This is a genomic window from Devosia crocina (assembly GCF_900116545.1).
Taxonomy (GTDB): Bacteria; Pseudomonadota; Alphaproteobacteria; order Rhizobiales; family Devosiaceae; genus Devosia; species Devosia crocina.
In genome coordinates this window covers 381,759-396,903 of sequence record NZ_FPCK01000002.1, presented here as the reverse complement: position 1 = coordinate 396,903, position 15,145 = coordinate 381,759, and the positions used below count along the sequence as shown (strand labels likewise).

The following is a 15,145-nucleotide window of genomic DNA, read 5'->3' as shown; positions in this document are numbered from 1 at the left end:
CCCGAGCTCAGAACGGGCTTTCGGCGTCCAGGAAGCCCTCGACATTGTCCTGGGTGATCAGCGTGGAGTCGAGGATGTAGCGGCCGGCAACCTGGATGCCGCCTGTGAAGTGCGACGTGGTCAGCTCGATCGCTGTCGCGATCATGGCCGGGCTGTAGCTGACGTCGACCGGGGTCAGGGCATCGCCTGCTGCAACGGCCTGAAGGATCTGCTGCATTCCGGCGCCGCCAACCACGAACATCTCGTCTTCGCGGCCAGCCTGCCTGATCGCTTCGATAGCGCCCAGCGAGATATCGTCATCCTGCGTCCAGACAGCGTCGATCTCTGGATAGCGGGTGAGGAAGTCCTGCATCACGCGGAAGCCGTCATCGCGGTTCCAGTTGGCGAATTCGTCGCCCAGAACGGTAATGTTGGAGCCTTCGACACTGCCCATGAACGCATCGAAGCGCTGCTGGTCGATGGGGATCGGCAGACCGCGCAGGATGACGATATTGCCGCCATCGGGAAGCGCCTGCTTGATATATTCGGCCGCATTAGCGCCAAGGCCGGGATTGTCGCCAGCGACATAGAGGTTTTCGACACCTTCGATCGAAAGCTGACGATCGACCACGGTAACGAACTTGCCGGCATCCTTGACCTGCTTGATGGCCGAAGTCATGGCATCGGGATCACCGGGCAGGATGACGAGGGCGTCGATCCCACGGGTGGAGACCATGTCCTCGATATCGGCGATCTGCTTGGGCGAGTCCGGCGAGGAGGCGAACACGAATTCAACATTCGGGTAGGTCTCGCTCAGGCGGTCGATAGCCTGCTGGGCGAAGTAGTTGACGCCACCAGTCCAGCCGTGGGTCGCGGCAGGAACCGACACGCCGATGGTTACGGTATCGTCCTGGGCGAGCGCAACGCCGCCCATGCCGCCGGCGATCACCACCGATGCCAAGAGGGTTTTTGCCAGTTTCATTGTAGTCCTCCCAATTTGCCCAATGTGGGCGAGTTAAAGCTGTTGTTCGCGCACGCCCCGCAGGCCGTGCCGGGATCCTAGCTGGCGCGGCGTGGACGCTGCAGCAGCACGGCTAGAATGATGATGACGCCCTGGAACGCTCCATTGAGATAGGGGCTGATAAAGCTTTGCAGGTTGAGGATATTGCCGATCAACCCGAGGATGATCACCCCCACGACGGTACCCCAAACCCGGCCATAGCCGCCCTTGAGGGTCGTGCCACCGATGATCACGGCTGCAATGGCTTCGAGTTCCCAGAGAACACCCGTGGTGCTTGATGCCGAACCCAGGCGCGGCACGTAAAGGAGCACGGCGACGGCGACGAGCACACCCTGGAGAATGTAGGTGATCAGCCGGACATTATCGACATTGATAGAGGAGTAGCGCGCGACCTGTTCGTTGGAGCCGATGGCGGCGCAATGGCGCCCGAAGGCGGTGCGGCGCATGATCAGTTCCCCGCCGATGGCCACGAGGGCGAAGACGAGGATGGGGTAGGGGATGCCCAACAGACCATCGTAGTAGACGGGGCGATAAACGTCAGCGACCTGGAAATTGAGGCTCAGCGTGCCGCCATTGGCAAGAAAGGTTACGAGCGAGCGGAAAATTCCCATGGTGCCGAGCGTGACGATAAAGGCCTCGATGCGGCCGCGCGTGATCATCAATCCATTGCCGACACCAGCGACCCCTCCCAGCAGAATGCCTGCCGCCATGCCGGCTAGAACCACGCTCCAGCTGACACCGAAAGTGGGGATCAACCAGTTCATGACCATGATCATGACGCCAGCAATGACCGCGGCCATCGAGCCGACGGAAAGATCGAGCCCGCCGGCGGTGATCACGAATGTCGCACCGATAGCGATGATCCCGATAAAACTCGACCGCGCCAGCACATTGGTCAGGTTGTTGTAGCTGAGGAAATTCTCGTTGAGCGAAATGCCGAGGAGGACCAGCAGGGCGAGCGCCACGAGCGGGCCTACGGTCTTGAGGTCCAGCTTCAGGCCCGGTTTGGTCTTTGGCGCAATGTCAGGCGCTGATACGCTCATCGTGTCCACTCTGCTTGATGCCCGCGGCGTACCGCATGATTTCTTCTTCGGTGATCTCGGCGCCTTCGAGGACGCCGGCGATCTGTCCATTGCGCATCACCACGACGCGGTGGCTGAGACCGATCACCTCCTGGAGTTCGGAGGAAATGACGATCACCGATTTTCCCTCGGCCGCCAGCGCAGCGATGATGTGATAGATCTGCTGCTTGGTGCCGACATCGATGCCGCGGGTCGGCTCATCCATGATGATGATGTCCGGCTCGCTTTCCATGGTCTTGCCCAGCATCAGCTTTTGCTGGTTGCCTCCCGAAAGGCGACCGACTGCTACGGAGGGATCGCGGGCGCGGATGTCGAAACGGCGGGTGGCGCGTTCGAGCGCCCGCTCTTCGCTTGCAGGATCGAGGAAGCCAGCCCGCAAGTGCTTGTCGAGCGTCAAAAGGGTCAGATTCGGACGCAGCCCCATATTGAGCAGGAGCCCTTTGCCCTTGCGATCCTTGGTCATATAGGCAAGGCCCGCCTCGACGGACTGGGCGACGCGGGTGAACTCGACCACCTTGCCGTTGAGGCGGATCTCTCCGGCGGATCTTGGCGCGAGCCCCACGATGGCTTCGGCGACGGCGGTGCGGCCCGAACCGATCAGTCCGGCAAACCCCAGAATTTCCCCGCGTCGCAGATCGAATGAGATGTTGCGGACGGTGGGCGCATCAAGCTTGTTGACGCTGAGCACGACCGGGGCATCGACATCAGGCTCGTGCTTGGGCGGATAGAGATTGGACAACTCGCGCCCGACCATCATCTGGGCAATGGAATCAGGCGTCAGAGATTGGGTGCCGACAGTTGCGATCAATTGCCCATCGCGCAGCACAGTAACCCGGTCGGCCAGTTCCATGATCTCGTCGAGCTTGTGCGAGATGAAGACAACGGCAACGCCACGCGCGGTCAGGCGCCGGATCTGCTCGAACAGCGTTTGAGTTTCCCCCACCGAAAGCACGGCTGTGGGCTCGTCCATGATCAGAACGCGCGCGTCGCGGCTAATGGCCTTTGCGATCTCGACCATCTGCTTGTCGGCAACCGAGAGGCTCGAGATACGCGCATTGGGATCGACCCGGACGTGCAGCGTTTCCATGACGGCCGAGGCCCGGCGGCGCATTTCTGACGTATCGAGAAATGGGCCGCGCTTGAGCTCGCGGCCAAGGAAGATGGAATCGGCGACGGTCAGGTGCTCGGCCAGGTTGAGCTCCTGGTGGATCAGGACGATGCCCATTGCTTCAGCCTTGCCATCAGCAGGCAAAACAATGGTTTGCCCATCATAGGTGATGGTGCCGGAGGTGGGCTGTTCTATGCCCGAAAGGATTTTGATGAGCGTGGATTTGCCAGCGCCGTTCTCGCCGATAATGGCGTGAACCTCACCCGGCCTGATGTCGAAATCGATGCTGAACAGCACCGGGATCTCGCCAAACGATTTCGAAATGCGATGCGCCGCGAGAACCGGCTGCATTGGCGCACTTGTCCCATCGGACATGCGCATCCCTCCCCCTTAAGAGCCCGGCGGGCTTGGTGCCAGCTTCGTGCCTGATCATTGATGTAAAGGTTTTCATCAATCGTGTAAAGGTTTACAGTGCGGCAAAACTGTATAAGCCGTGGAGGAAGCTGTGGCGCAAGCCACGGCATCTGCTAAAGGCATAAGCGCGCCCCGTTCGTCGGCAAGGCGCGAGGGGCGGAGCGCCGATTGCAGCAGCAGAAACTGGCTACGATAGAGGACGTTGCCGCCTTGGCCGGTGTCTCCATCGCCACGGTCAGCCGGGCCATAAACGAGCCCACCAAGGTGGCCGATGCGACGCGCAGGAAGGTGACGGATGCCATCGCGCGCACCGGCTACACCACCAATGCCATGGCGCGCTCGTTGCGCATGCGCCGCTCCAATATGATCCTGATTCTAGCACCCGATGTAGGTGACCCAAACTTTTCCAACATTCTCGTGGGACTCGAAACCGAAGCGAGCAAGCGCGGCTATGGCGTTTTGATCGGCAATACGCAGAACGATGCCAGCCGCGAGGCCGATTATCTGCGGTTCATCAGTTCCAACCAGGCCGATGGGCTGATCCTTTTTACCGGTCACCTGCCGTTCGGTTTCCGCCAGGATGGAGAAACCCGCTTGCCGCCCATGGTGGCGGTCAACGAACCCGTGCCGGATGCCAGCGTGCCCTATGTGGGTGTCGACAATCTCGAAGGTGCACGTGTTGCAACCGAACACCTGATCTCGCAGGGGCACAGGCGTATCGCCTTTCTGGGGCGCGCGCCCGGTCGCGAGGTCAACCGCCTGCGCGAGGAAGGCTATCGCCGGGCACTTGCTGGTGCCGGCATCGATCTCGATGCGCGGCTGGTGATCGATGGGGAGGGAACTACGGAAAGCGGGCGGGCGGCCGCAGAGCTGATGTTTGTTCGCGACGCACTGCCTACTGCCTTCTTATGCGTCAACGACGCAACAGCGCTCGGGGTGATCATCGCGTTGAGCGCCCGGCACTACGATCTGCCGCGACAGTTTTCGATCATGGGGTTCGACGACATTTCCTTTGCCAGCTTCGTGTCGCCGTCGCTTACAACCATGAAGCAGCCTCGCCACAAGATCGGCGAGGCGGCGATGGAGATGTTGTTGGGACTCCTCTCGGGAGAGGCGCCAAGCCAGCAGAAGGTGTTGTTTCGCGCCGAGCTCATCGTCCGCAATTCCGTGGCGCGCGTGCGCTAGCAATCAGGACGCGTCCTTGTCCTCGGCGCGATATTCCTGACGGGTAGCGGCCTCGGTCACCTGCCGCTCAAGCGGCGTCCTTTGCCGGTTCCGGTTCATCCCCCAGGCCATGGCGAGGCCGAGTGCGATAACGCCGACGGTCAACAGCAAGAGCCAGACAGTGGTTGGCATGTCGTTTCTCCTTTAGCTGACAACGACAAGACGGCGTCTCGGTTGCCTTGAGCGGATCAAGCCTGTTCCGGCGTGTAACCGGCCTCTCTGATCGCCTCTTCGCCCCTGGTCCGGTCACCGGTGAAAGCAACACGATGGGTCGGCAGATCGACGCTGATTTCGGCGCCGGATAAAGCGTCTCCCAGCGCCTTTCGCACGGTGCCGACACAATGGTTGCATGTCATGTCGCTTACGGTGAGAACGGTCTTATCGGTCATGTCAGTGTCCTTTTGGGCCTGCGAGATCATCGAGAATGGGGCAATCGGGGCGGTTGTCGCCATGGCAGCGATGGACCAGATGCCTGAGGGTGCCGACCATGGATTGAAGCTCGGCGATCTTGGTTTCGAGTGTGGCAATATGGTCTGAGGCGATGTCGCGCACCTCGGCGCTGGCGCGGCTCTTGTCCTGCCAGAGAGCTAGAAGGGCACGCGTTTCATCGATGGAAAAGCCAAAAGTGCGTGCGCGCCGGATGAACCTCAGAACATGCACCTCATCGCTGCCATAGACGCGATAATTGCTTTCGGTGCGCAAGGGCGGGCGGACGAGGCCGATTTCCTCGTAATACCGGATCATCTTGGCCGATACGCCCGAAGCGTCGGAAGCCTGGCCGATATTCATGTTCGTTCTCCCTTGACTGTGCGCAGGCGCTGCGCGTTGCCCACCACGAACACAGAGGACAGTGCCATGGCGCCGGCGCCGAGCATGGGAGAAAGCAGGATCGCGAAAGCAGGATAAAGGATGCCGGCAGCAACCGGGATCAGCACCACATTGTAGCCAAAAGCCCAAAACAAGTTTTGCCAGATATTGCGCATGGTGGCGCGGCTGATCGTGAGTGCATCGAGCACGCCCTTGAGATCGCCTCCAAGCAGAACCACATCGGCGCTTTCGATGGCTGCATCCGTGCCGGTGCCGACGGCAATGCCGATATCAGCCTCCGCAAGGGCAGGGGCGTCGTTGATGCCATCCCCGACATAGGCAACGACGCGGTTCCTCTGGCGCAGAGCCTTGATTGCGGAAACCTTATCGGCCGGGAGCACTTCAGCGTGCACTTCATCGATGCCCAGCTGGGCTGCGATGGCAGCAGCGGTGCGCTTGTTGTCGCCCGAGATCATGGCTGTCCTGACCCCCATGGCGTGGAGCCGCGCGATGACGGCCTTGCTCGTCGGTTTGACCACGTCGGCTACGACAAGGGCGGCGGCGATCTTGCTATCGACAGCCGCGATGACGGGCGTCTTGCCCTGGTCGGCCAGTTGCTCAAGTGTTGGTGCGAAGTCGGAGAGGTCAAAGTCCCTCATCATGCGGGCCGAGCCCACTTGCACCCGGCGTTCACCAATGGTGGCGGTGACGCCATGTCCGGGATCGGAAACGAAATGGTCGACAGCCGGCAGCGTCAGACCAGCTTTTTCGGCCGCAGCAAGTATGGCAAGAGCAATCGGGTGTTCCGAACGGCTCTCGGCGGCAGCGACAAGCGCAAGCACCTCGTCATGACTGAAATCATCGTCGAGGATGAGGTCCGTGAGGGCGGGCTTTCCTTCAGTGAGGGTGCCGGTCTTGTCGAAGGCGACGACATCGGCATCACGCAAGCGCTGCAGCGCTTCACTCTGGCGGAAGAGCACGCCGAGTTCGGCTGCGCGGCCACTGCCAACCATGATCGAGGTTGGGGTCGCAAGGCCCATGGCACAGGGGCATGCTATGATCAGCACAGCAACGGCATTGACGAAGCCAAAGGACAGGGCGGGATCAGGACCCCAGACGAACCAGACCGCAAAGGTCAGGGCGGCGAGCGCCATGACTGCAGGCACAAACCAGGCGGTAATCTTGTCGACGGTCTGCTGAATCGGCAGCTTGCCACCCTGCGCTTCCTCGACCATGCGGATGATCTGGGCCAGCAAAGTGTCACCGCCGACCTTGGTGGCGCGAAAACGGAAGCTGCCCAAAGTATTGAGCGTGCCGCCGATCACCGTGTCTCCTGCAGATTTTGACACCGGAAGCGGCTCGCCCGAGATCATGGCCTCGTTGACATGGCTCGTGCCGTCCAGAACCTCACCATCGACGGCGATCTTTTCGCCCGGACGCACGACGAGGACATCACCGACGCGAACCGCTTCGATGGGTAATTCTGTGACGTGCCCATCGCGTTCGACGCGGGCGGTCTTGGCCTGTTCCTGCACGAGGCGCTGAATGGCTTCGCCGGTGCGACCCTTGGCAATCGCCTCGAGCCAGCGGCCAACGAGGATCAGGGTGACGATGACAGCGGCGGCTTCGAAATAGACATAGCGCGTTTCGGCCGGCACAAGCTGGGGCGCGAAGGTAACGACACTGGAAAAGAGCCAGGCGGCGCCCGCACCAAGAGCAACGAGCGAGTTCATCTCGGGCGCGCCACGAAGAAGGGCCGGAATGCCATGCCTGAAGAAACGTAGGCCGGGCACGAAAAGAACGAAGCTCGCTAGGATAAAGTAAGCGAAGTAGAGCGCTTCCATTGAGGCAACGGACATCAACCACATGTGGAAAGGCATATGGAGGTGCCCGAGCATCTCAAGGGCAAAGAGCGGCGCAGTTGGGATAGCGGCCATGATGACGTCGCGCCTGAGAATGGCCGCGTCTTGGTCGTGGTGATGATGGTGGGCTCCGCCGTACCCGTCATGGTCGGGCTGACGCAGGGTGCCCCTATATCCCACCTTCTCGATAGCCTGGAGCAGAGCTTCAGTCTCACCACCCGAGACGGTGGCACGTTCGGTCGCAAGGTTCACCGAGGCGGTTTCGACGCCGGGAACCCTGAGAAGGGCCTTTTCGACGCGCGACACGCAGGAGGCGCAGCTCATGCCTTCGATGTCGAGTACCAGGGGCGTGGCAGGGGAGTGAGGGTGGACGTTGGTGTTCATGGCGATGCTCCGTCCTTAGATAAGTAATCCTTCCCATGGTGGGAAGGTCAAGAGCTGTCTGTTGTGCGTGTTGCTATGCGCCCATGCGACCCGTTGGCACAGCGACAAAACTTCGGCTTATAACTTGGACGGCGTGAGCTTATTTCCAGGACAGTCGGGAGCTCGATCCATGCAAACGGTTCGCAAGGACATTCACAATTCGGAAGTGCCTGTTTTGTGCCAGAGCTGCGAGGCGCGGCATCAAGGCATTTGTGGTGCTCTCTCGGCCGAGCAGCTGGTGACCTTGTCCAAACAGTCCCGGCGGGTGCATCGGAGCGAAGGCGAGGAGCTGCTAGGCGATGCCATGCCGATCACGGGCTATGCCAACGTCTTGCGCGGGGTGGTTAAGCTGACCAAGGTGCTCGAAGATGGACGCCAGCAGGTGGTGGGGCTGCAATTTGCGCCGGATCTGCTCGGCCGGCCTTTCGCGCAGGAAAGCCGCGTCAGCGTGGAGACGGCTTCCGATGTCGATCTGTGCATGATTCCCAAGCCAGCGCTCGAAGCCATGATGCGTGATAGCGGCGCGCTGGAGCACCGGGTGATGATGCAGGCCCTTCGCGAGTTGGACGAGGCACGTGACTGGATGGTGACCCTTGGCCGCAAGACAGCCGGCGAAAAGGTGGCGAGCTTTCTTTATCTCATCGCCACGCATATCGACCCCAGCGAGGATGAGGCGATAACGACGTTCGATCTGCCGCTGAGCCGGGCCGATATCGCCGATTTCCTGGGCCTTACGATCGAAACTGTGAGCCGGCAGATCAGCAAGCTCAAGGCCGACAAGGTGATCGAAATTGCCAATTATCGGCATGTCACGGTGCGGGACCTGGCCCAATTGCGGCTGCGGTGCGGGTAACGGTAGAAGGCCGCTCACTAATCAGCACAGCGATTTTGGCGTACGCTCTCCCCTAGGAGGTGTTGCTGCTATACCAGCCGGCCATCTCGCATTTCCATCACACGATCGACTGTCCCCTCCGGAATGTCGGCATGGGTGACCATGATGAGCGTGCGACCTGCCGTGGCGGCGGCAAGCGTCTCGAAAAAGCCAAGCTCGTTGGCACGGTCAAGCGCGTTCGTGGGCTCGTCGAGAAGGATCACCGGGGCATTCGACAACAGGGTGCGAGCAAGACTGAGGCGGCGCATCTGCCCGGCAGACAATGTGCGGCCCGCCTCGCCAATCAGCGTATCCAATCCCTCTGGTAGGCTAGCGACAAACGTGTCGAGACGAGCAGCTTCAAGCGCGGCCCAGAGCGCGGCATCATCCGCCAGAGGCTGGGCGATACGCAGATTGTTGCGGACCGTGTCGATAAAGACGGGGCTGTCCTGACTGAGCAGCGCAACATGGGCATGCAGGTCCGCACTGGCGATCCGTTCGAGCGGCACCTTGCCCAGCCGAAGCGTGCCGCTTTGCGCTTCATTGAGGCGCAGAAGCAGACGCAGCAGCGTCGATTTGCCCCCTCCACTGGGTCCGGTGATGGCAATGCGCTCTCCGGGCCGGATCGTCAGTGAAACGCCGCGGAGTACTGGTGCGCCCCCCTTGTAGGAAAAGTGGACATCCGAGAAGGCGATCGGCTGATCGAGCGGGAAGCTGATTGGCTGCCGCGGTTCGACGATTGCAGCCGGAAGATTGGCAAGGTTCGTCAGGCGCTCTGCCGCGGCGAGCGCCGCCGCCGCCTTGCTTACGCTACGCACGATGACGGTGGTGGCTTCAAAACTCCCTATCACGGCAAGAACAAGCCCCACCAAAACGGCGGCATCGATCGTTCCGTCAGTGTAGGCGACGAGGCCCTGCCAAAGCGTGCCGGTGAGTGCGATAGCGGCGAGAATTTGAACAGCGGCGGTAGCAGCAGTGGTCAACGCGGCCAAGGTCAGACGCCTATCGAGAAGATTTTGTGCCCCGCCCGCAAAACGCCGATGCGTGGTGCCCAAAATGCCGAGCAGGGTCAGGTCAGCGTGGCCGCCTATGGCGTCATAGATGGCGACACGGGTGTCTGCCGCGGCGCTGATGGCAGCCCGTCCAAAGCGTCGCGACACGACGATGAGTGCGGCGGGAACGAGGAGAATTGCGCAGCCGAGAGCCAGTGCGTAGATGATCGCGGCCTCGGGAAGAAACCAGGCAAGCACAGCGGTCATTCCGGTACCGATAATGACGGCGCCGAGCATTGGGCCTATGGCAACGAGGAAAGCGACATCGAGCGCATCCACATCGGCCGTAAGCCGGCTGACGAGATCGCCGTGGCGAATGGAGCGATCGCTCAGCGGCAAGCGCGGGAACAAGGCCGCGAAAAGCCAACCCCGCAGATCCGAAAGCAGTCGCAAGGTCGCATTGTGGCCCACGAACCGCTCGCCATAACGGGCTAGAATGCGGATAAAGGAGAAGGCGCGCACGAGGGCCGAGGGCACAAAGAGATTGAACCCGAGGCCCAGTGTGGTCAGGGCCGTCGCGGTGATGAACCAGCCCGATGTGCCGAGAAGGGCGGTACCGGCGGCAAGGGCGATGGCTGACAGCAAGAGGGTCAGCGCCAGCGCGCCAAAGCGCCGGCGAAACAGGGGAAAGAGCATAGCGAAGACACTCATGCGACACCCTTTCGTGCCTGGGGAAGGGCGAGCGGGTGAAGACTTTGGCCGGCGATGCGCCAAGCCTTGTCGAGGCGGCGGGCAACGACAAGCGAGTGAGTGGCGATGATGAGCGTGCGCCCGCGCGCATAGTCGAGGATCGAGCCGATCAGTTCGGCCTCGAGTTCGGCATCGAGATGGGCGGTCGGTTCATCAAGGAGAATAAGACCAGCATCGCGCAGAAAAAGGCGCCCCAGAGCAACACGCTGAGCCTGCCCGCCAGAAAGACCGATCCCGTCCTCCCCGATAGGGGTATCGAGTCCGGCCGGCAGGGCTGCGGCAAACCGGGCTACGCCGGCCCGTTCGGCTGCCGTTTCGATCTCTCGCCGGCTCGCGCCCGGGCGGGCAAGCGCGATGTTCTCGGCGATGCTGGCATGAAGGAGCTTCGGCTTTTGGGTCATCAGGAATGTGCGCGCGCGCAGGTCCTGTTCGCTCCAGGCCTTGATGCCGACGCCATCGAGACAGATCTCGCCGGCGCTCGAGCGCAAACCAGCTATCGCCTCGAGAAGGGTCGACTTGCCCTGGCCGCTCGGGCCCAGGAGCGCGGCATGTTGCCCGGGCGCGACATGGCAACAAATTCGATCGAGCACGAGGCGCTGACCATCCGGCGTGCGCAGTGTCACATCGCAAAGTGCAAGGCCAAGGGCGCGGCCGCCGCGCGGCACGACATCAGCGAGCGGGGTGGCTGCATGGGGCAGCTCTCCAAGTTGGCGCTCGATCTCGGCGATGGCGGCTCTGGCGCTCGCGCGATCATGGTAATGAGCGGCGAGGAGGCGCAACGGATTGTAGACCTCCGGCGCCATCAAAAGAAGAAACAGCGCCAGCTCCAGCGTCAGCGGCGAGGTGCGCAGGTGCAGATAGTCTATGAAGGTGAGCCCGAGATAAAGTGCGACACCGGCAACGCCAAGGGCTGCAAAAAATTCGAGGACTGCCGAAGACAGGAACGCAATTGCAAGAACGCTGAGCGTTCTGCGGCGTAGCGCTTCGCTTGCCGAAACGATGCCCTCTATCTCGGCAGCTTCACGGCCGAAGAGCTTGAGCGTGAGAAGACCCCGCAGCCGATCCGCAAAACGTCCCGTGAGGCGCGTGAGAGCCTGTGCCTGCCGGTCGGTCGCTGCCTGAGCGCCCCAGCCCACCAGCGCCATGAAAGCGGGAATCAGTGGCGCGCTGAAGAGAAACAGCAGGCCGGCCACCCAATCGAGCGGCAAGATGATGGCGCCGAATACGAGCGGCAGCAATGCGGCCTGAGCCGATGCCGGCAAGTATCTGGCGAAGTACCCATCAAGTGCCTCCACTTGGTCTACGATTGCGGTCACGGCAGCGCCCGAGGGCGGCAGGTTCTGATCGCGTGGCGAACGGGCGAGCAGCGTCGAGAACAGCGCCTCGCGCAGATTGCGTTTGATCGTTTCGGCCGCGAGAGTTCCAAACCAGTCCCCCAGAGCCGAAAGCCCCGAGCGTACGGTGAGCAGCGCCAGCACCAGCCCCAAAGCGGGAAGCAGCAGGGGAAGAGTTTCGCCGCCCTCTATGGCTTGGCCAATGATATGAGCGAGCGTCGATGCCTGCCAAACGAGCAATCCTCCCGAGAGCAGGGGAAGGGCAATGGCGAACCAGATGGCCCGGCCGCCATCACGCTGCAATCGTGCGAGAGCCTTGCCGGCAGCTTTGTCTTGGGGTGTCACGTTGGTCTTCTTGGTCAATGCTTGCCAAGGCGGACAGCATGTTGCGCCTTCATCTGCAGCCTAAATCGAGGCAGCGGCGGCATCCTTGATCCATGTCAATGCCGCAATGCTTTTCTGCGGGCATTGGAATGCCGGGTGATGGCTACTCTCGGCCATCCGCAGCACCAGAGAGGCAAAGCCGGCCATGATCGACATGACGGTCGTAGAACTCTCGCGGTGGCAATTTGCCGCCACCGCGATGTATCACTTCATATTCGTTCCGCTGACGCTTGGCCTCAGTTTCCTGATGGCCATCATGGAAAGCGTCTATGTGATGACCGGCCGGGAAATCTGGCGCAAGGCGACGCTCTTCTGGGGCACCCTGTTTGGTGTCAATTTCGCCATGGGGGTGGCAACAGGCATCGTCATGGAATTCCAGTTTGGCATGAACTGGAGCTATTATAGCCACTATGTCGGCGACGTCTTTGGCGCCCCGCTCGCCATCGAAGGATTGATGGCCTTCTTCCTCGAAGCTTCGTTCATCGGCCTGTTCTTTTTCGGCTGGGACCGGCTGAGCAAGGTAGGACACCTCGTCGTCACCTGGCTTGTGGCGCTCGGCACGAACCTGTCCGCGCTCTGGATCCTGATCGCCAATGGCTGGATGCAGAACCCGGTCGGCTCCAAGTTCAACCCCGACACCATGCGCATGGAGGTCACCGACTTTGTCGCCGTGCTGTTCAATTCGGTTGCGCAGGCCAAGTTCGTGCACACCGTCAGCGCGGGTTATGTGTGCGGCGCAGTATTTATCTTCGCCATTTCAGCTTTTTACCTGGCGCGCGGCAAGCATGTCGAAATCGCCAAACGTTCGATGGTCGTTGCGGCCAGCTTTGGCCTTGCGGCATCCCTTTCGGTCGTGGTGCTGGGCGATGAGAGCGGTTATGTCGCAACCGAACATCAGAAGATGAAGATCGCGGCGATCGAAGCGAGCTTTCACACCGAACCCGCGCCCGCACCATGGACCGTGCTGGCTTTTCCGGGCAGCGACGGCGAACCCATCTGGCAGATCCAGTTGCCATGGCTTGGCGGGCTGATCACGACACGCTCACTCGAGGAGGAACTCGAAGGCATTCACCCGCTTGTCGATCGGGCCGAAGAGCGCATTCGCTCGGGCATGATCGCCTATGAGGCGCTTCAAGCCATTCGCGCCGATGCAGCCGATCAGTCTGCCCGCGCCACCTTCGACCAACACTGGGCGGATCTAGGCTACGGTCTGTTGCTCAAGAGATATCGCGAGGATGTCGGCAACGCTACCGATACGGAAATTGCTATGGCGGCAGAAGACACGGTCCCCGACGTCTGGCCGCTCTTTTGGACCTTCCGGATCATGATGGGTCTGGGCTTTTTCTTTATCGCCTTCTTCGCCTTCTGGTTCTGGAAAGCCTCGACCGGCAAACTCGAGACCAACAAGAACTTGCTGTGGCTTAGCTTCTTCCTGCTGCCCACCCCTTGGATTGCCATCGAGGCAGGCTGGTTCATTGCCGAATTCGGCCGGCAGCCCTGGGTGGTGGAAGGCGTTCTTCCCACCTTCTACGCGGCCTCGGGCCTCAACTTCTGGGACCTAGTCATTTCGCTGACCTTCTTCACCCTCCTTTATACGGTGCTTTTCGTGATCATGATCTGGCTCATGGTGCGCATCGTCAAAGCAGGCCCGAAGGACCACGTCTTCCACGAACCGCAGGATGAGGACGACTTTGTCGTCGCCGCCCTGCCCGTTACTCCCATGACTAAGGAGCTCGGCGCATGAGCACCATTCCACTCGACTATGAAGCGTTGCGGCTCATCTGGTGGCTGCTGCTGGGCATATTGCTGATCGGGTTCGCCATCATGGGCGGCCGGGATATGGGGGTAGGGGCCCTGCTGCCCTTTGCCGCCCGCACCGACGACGAGCGGCGCGTGCTGCTCAACGTTGTCGGCCCCACATGGGAAGGCAATCAGGTCTGGCTCGTGCTTGGTGGCGGGGCGATCTTTGCAGCCTTCCCGCCGCTTTATGCGGTAAGCTTTTCCGGCTTTTATCTTGCCATGATCGTGATCCTCCTCGCCCTGATCCTCCGGCCGGTGGGGTTCAAGTTCCGCGGCAAAATCACGGACAAGCGCTGGCGCGATGCTTGGGACTGGGCACTGTTCGTCGGGGGCGCCGTGCCAGCCCTCATCTTCGGGGTGGCGGTTGGCAATGTGCTGCTGGGTGCGCCCTTCCACCTCGATGGGTCCATGCGGGCATTCTATACCGGCAATTTCTTTCAGCTGCTCATGCCCTTTGCTCTGCTGTGCGGGCTCGTGAGCCTCGCCATGATCGCCACACAAGGGGCAGCGGTGATCGCGGGACGTACAGAAGGAGTGCTGGCAGAGCGGGCCCGGCGCATCGGCATGGGAACAGGCCTTGCCACCATCGCGCTGTTTGCGATCGGTGGGATCTGGGTGGGCTTTCTTGATGGTCACGTGATCAGCAGCGTCACCGCCCCCAATGCCCCGATCAATCCGCTCGCCAAGACGGTCGATCTCGTGCGCGGTGGGTGGTTAAGCAATTATACCACCTATCCCTGGATGTTGACGGCCCCGGCGCTTGGTTTTGGCGGCATGGCGCTTGCCGTGCTCAGTTTCTGGACGCGCTGGAGGGTGCCGGCCCTCTTGGCGACAAGCATCGGCATAACGGGCATCATTGGCTCGGCTGGCCTTTCGCTCTACCCGTTTCTCCTGCCCTCTTCGACTGTGCCGCAGGCGGGATTGACGCTGTGGGACTCGTCATCGAGCCAGATGACCTTATTCATCATGCTAGTGGCGACGGTGATCTTCCTGCCTCTTATTCTCGCTTACACGGCCTGGGTCTTCCGCGTCATGCGCGGCACGGTTTCGCCCCAGAGCATCACCAAAAACCCCAACGCATACTGAGGTGCATC

13 protein-coding genes are annotated in these 15,145 nt (G+C 61.3%); 4 read left to right on the top strand and 9 right to left on the bottom strand.

Going from position 1 to position 15,145, the window contains the following annotated elements:
• Nucleotides 1-7: 7 nt before the first annotated feature.
• The 3 genes from BM364_RS11535 to BM364_RS11525 form a co-directional block, all read right to left on the bottom strand.
• Nucleotides 8-976 carry a substrate-binding domain-containing protein gene (locus tag BM364_RS11535; protein WP_425284891.1) on the bottom strand — a complete coding sequence of 323 codons (969 nt, stop codon included), beginning with the start codon at nt 974-976 and terminating at the stop codon, nt 8-10.
• A gap of 62 nt (nt 977-1,038) precedes the next feature.
• A complete protein-coding gene (locus BM364_RS11530) occupies nt 1,039-2,043 on the bottom strand; it encodes an ABC transporter permease (protein ID WP_092424712.1) in 1,005 nt (334 codons plus the stop codon).
• Nucleotides 2,024-3,565, bottom strand: a complete 1,542-nt coding sequence (locus BM364_RS11525) for a sugar ABC transporter ATP-binding protein (RefSeq protein ID WP_092425325.1) — start codon at nt 3,563-3,565, stop codon at nt 2,024-2,026. The genes BM364_RS11530 and BM364_RS11525 overlap by 20 nt, the downstream gene beginning before the upstream one ends.
• Nucleotides 3,566-3,772: 207 nt before the next feature.
• Between BM364_RS11525 and BM364_RS11520 the strand changes: the two genes are divergently transcribed.
• Nucleotides 3,773-4,789 carry a LacI family DNA-binding transcriptional regulator gene (locus BM364_RS11520; RefSeq protein ID WP_092424710.1) on the top strand — a complete coding sequence of 339 codons (1,017 nt, stop codon included), beginning with the start codon at nt 3,773-3,775 and terminating at the stop codon, nt 4,787-4,789.
• Between the two features lie 3 nt (nt 4,790-4,792).
• Here BM364_RS11520 and BM364_RS18505 read toward each other — a convergent pair whose 3' ends face one another.
• From BM364_RS18505 to BM364_RS11505, 4 genes are read right to left on the bottom strand one after another with little or no spacing between them, the layout of a single operon-like run.
• Entirely contained in the window at nt 4,793-4,960 is a 168-nt protein-coding gene (locus BM364_RS18505) for a hypothetical protein (RefSeq protein ID WP_175528578.1), read from the bottom strand.
• Nucleotides 4,961-5,016: 56 nt separating this feature from the next.
• Nucleotides 5,017-5,217, bottom strand: a complete 201-nt coding sequence (locus BM364_RS11515; protein WP_092424708.1) for a heavy-metal-associated domain-containing protein — start codon at nt 5,215-5,217, stop codon at nt 5,017-5,019.
• Between the two features lies 1 nt (nt 5,218).
• On the bottom strand, nt 5,219-5,617 hold the full coding sequence (cueR, locus tag BM364_RS11510; protein WP_092424706.1) for a Cu(I)-responsive transcriptional regulator: 399 nt from the start codon (nt 5,615-5,617) through the stop codon (nt 5,219-5,221).
• A complete protein-coding gene (locus BM364_RS11505) occupies nt 5,614-7,881 on the bottom strand; it encodes a heavy metal translocating P-type ATPase (RefSeq protein ID WP_092424704.1) in 2,268 nt (755 codons plus the stop codon). Before BM364_RS11505 ends, cueR begins: the two co-directional genes overlap by 4 nt.
• Before the next feature lie 169 nt (nt 7,882-8,050).
• Between BM364_RS11505 and BM364_RS11500 the strand changes: the two genes are divergently transcribed.
• The gene (locus BM364_RS11500) at nt 8,051-8,773 is read left to right on the top strand and encodes a Crp/Fnr family transcriptional regulator (protein ID WP_092424702.1); all 723 of its coding nucleotides are present in this window, start codon (nt 8,051-8,053) and stop codon (nt 8,771-8,773) included.
• A gap of 68 nt (nt 8,774-8,841) precedes the next feature.
• Here BM364_RS11500 and cydC read toward each other — a convergent pair whose 3' ends face one another.
• Together cydC and cydD are read right to left on the bottom strand one after the other, a co-directional pair.
• Nucleotides 8,842-10,494, bottom strand: a complete 1,653-nt coding sequence (cydC, locus tag BM364_RS11495; RefSeq protein ID WP_092424700.1) for a thiol reductant ABC exporter subunit CydC — start codon at nt 10,492-10,494, stop codon at nt 8,842-8,844.
• Complete coding sequence (cydD, locus tag BM364_RS11490; protein ID WP_210186428.1) at nt 10,491-12,212, bottom strand: thiol reductant ABC exporter subunit CydD; 1,722 nt, start codon at nt 12,210-12,212, stop codon at nt 10,491-10,493. Before cydD ends, cydC begins: the two co-directional genes overlap by 4 nt.
• Before the next feature lie 187 nt (nt 12,213-12,399).
• On the opposite strand from cydD, the gene BM364_RS11485 reads away from it, so the two are divergent.
• Nucleotides 12,400-13,995 (top strand): cytochrome ubiquinol oxidase subunit I, encoded by a 1,596-nt coding sequence (locus BM364_RS11485; RefSeq protein ID WP_210186437.1) that lies wholly within the window; start codon nt 12,400-12,402, stop codon nt 13,993-13,995.
• A complete protein-coding gene (gene cydB / locus BM364_RS11480; RefSeq protein WP_092424696.1) occupies nt 13,992-15,137 on the top strand; it encodes a cytochrome d ubiquinol oxidase subunit II in 1,146 nt (381 codons plus the stop codon). Before BM364_RS11485 ends, cydB begins: the two co-directional genes overlap by 4 nt.
• Nucleotides 15,138-15,145 lie beyond the last annotated feature (8 nt).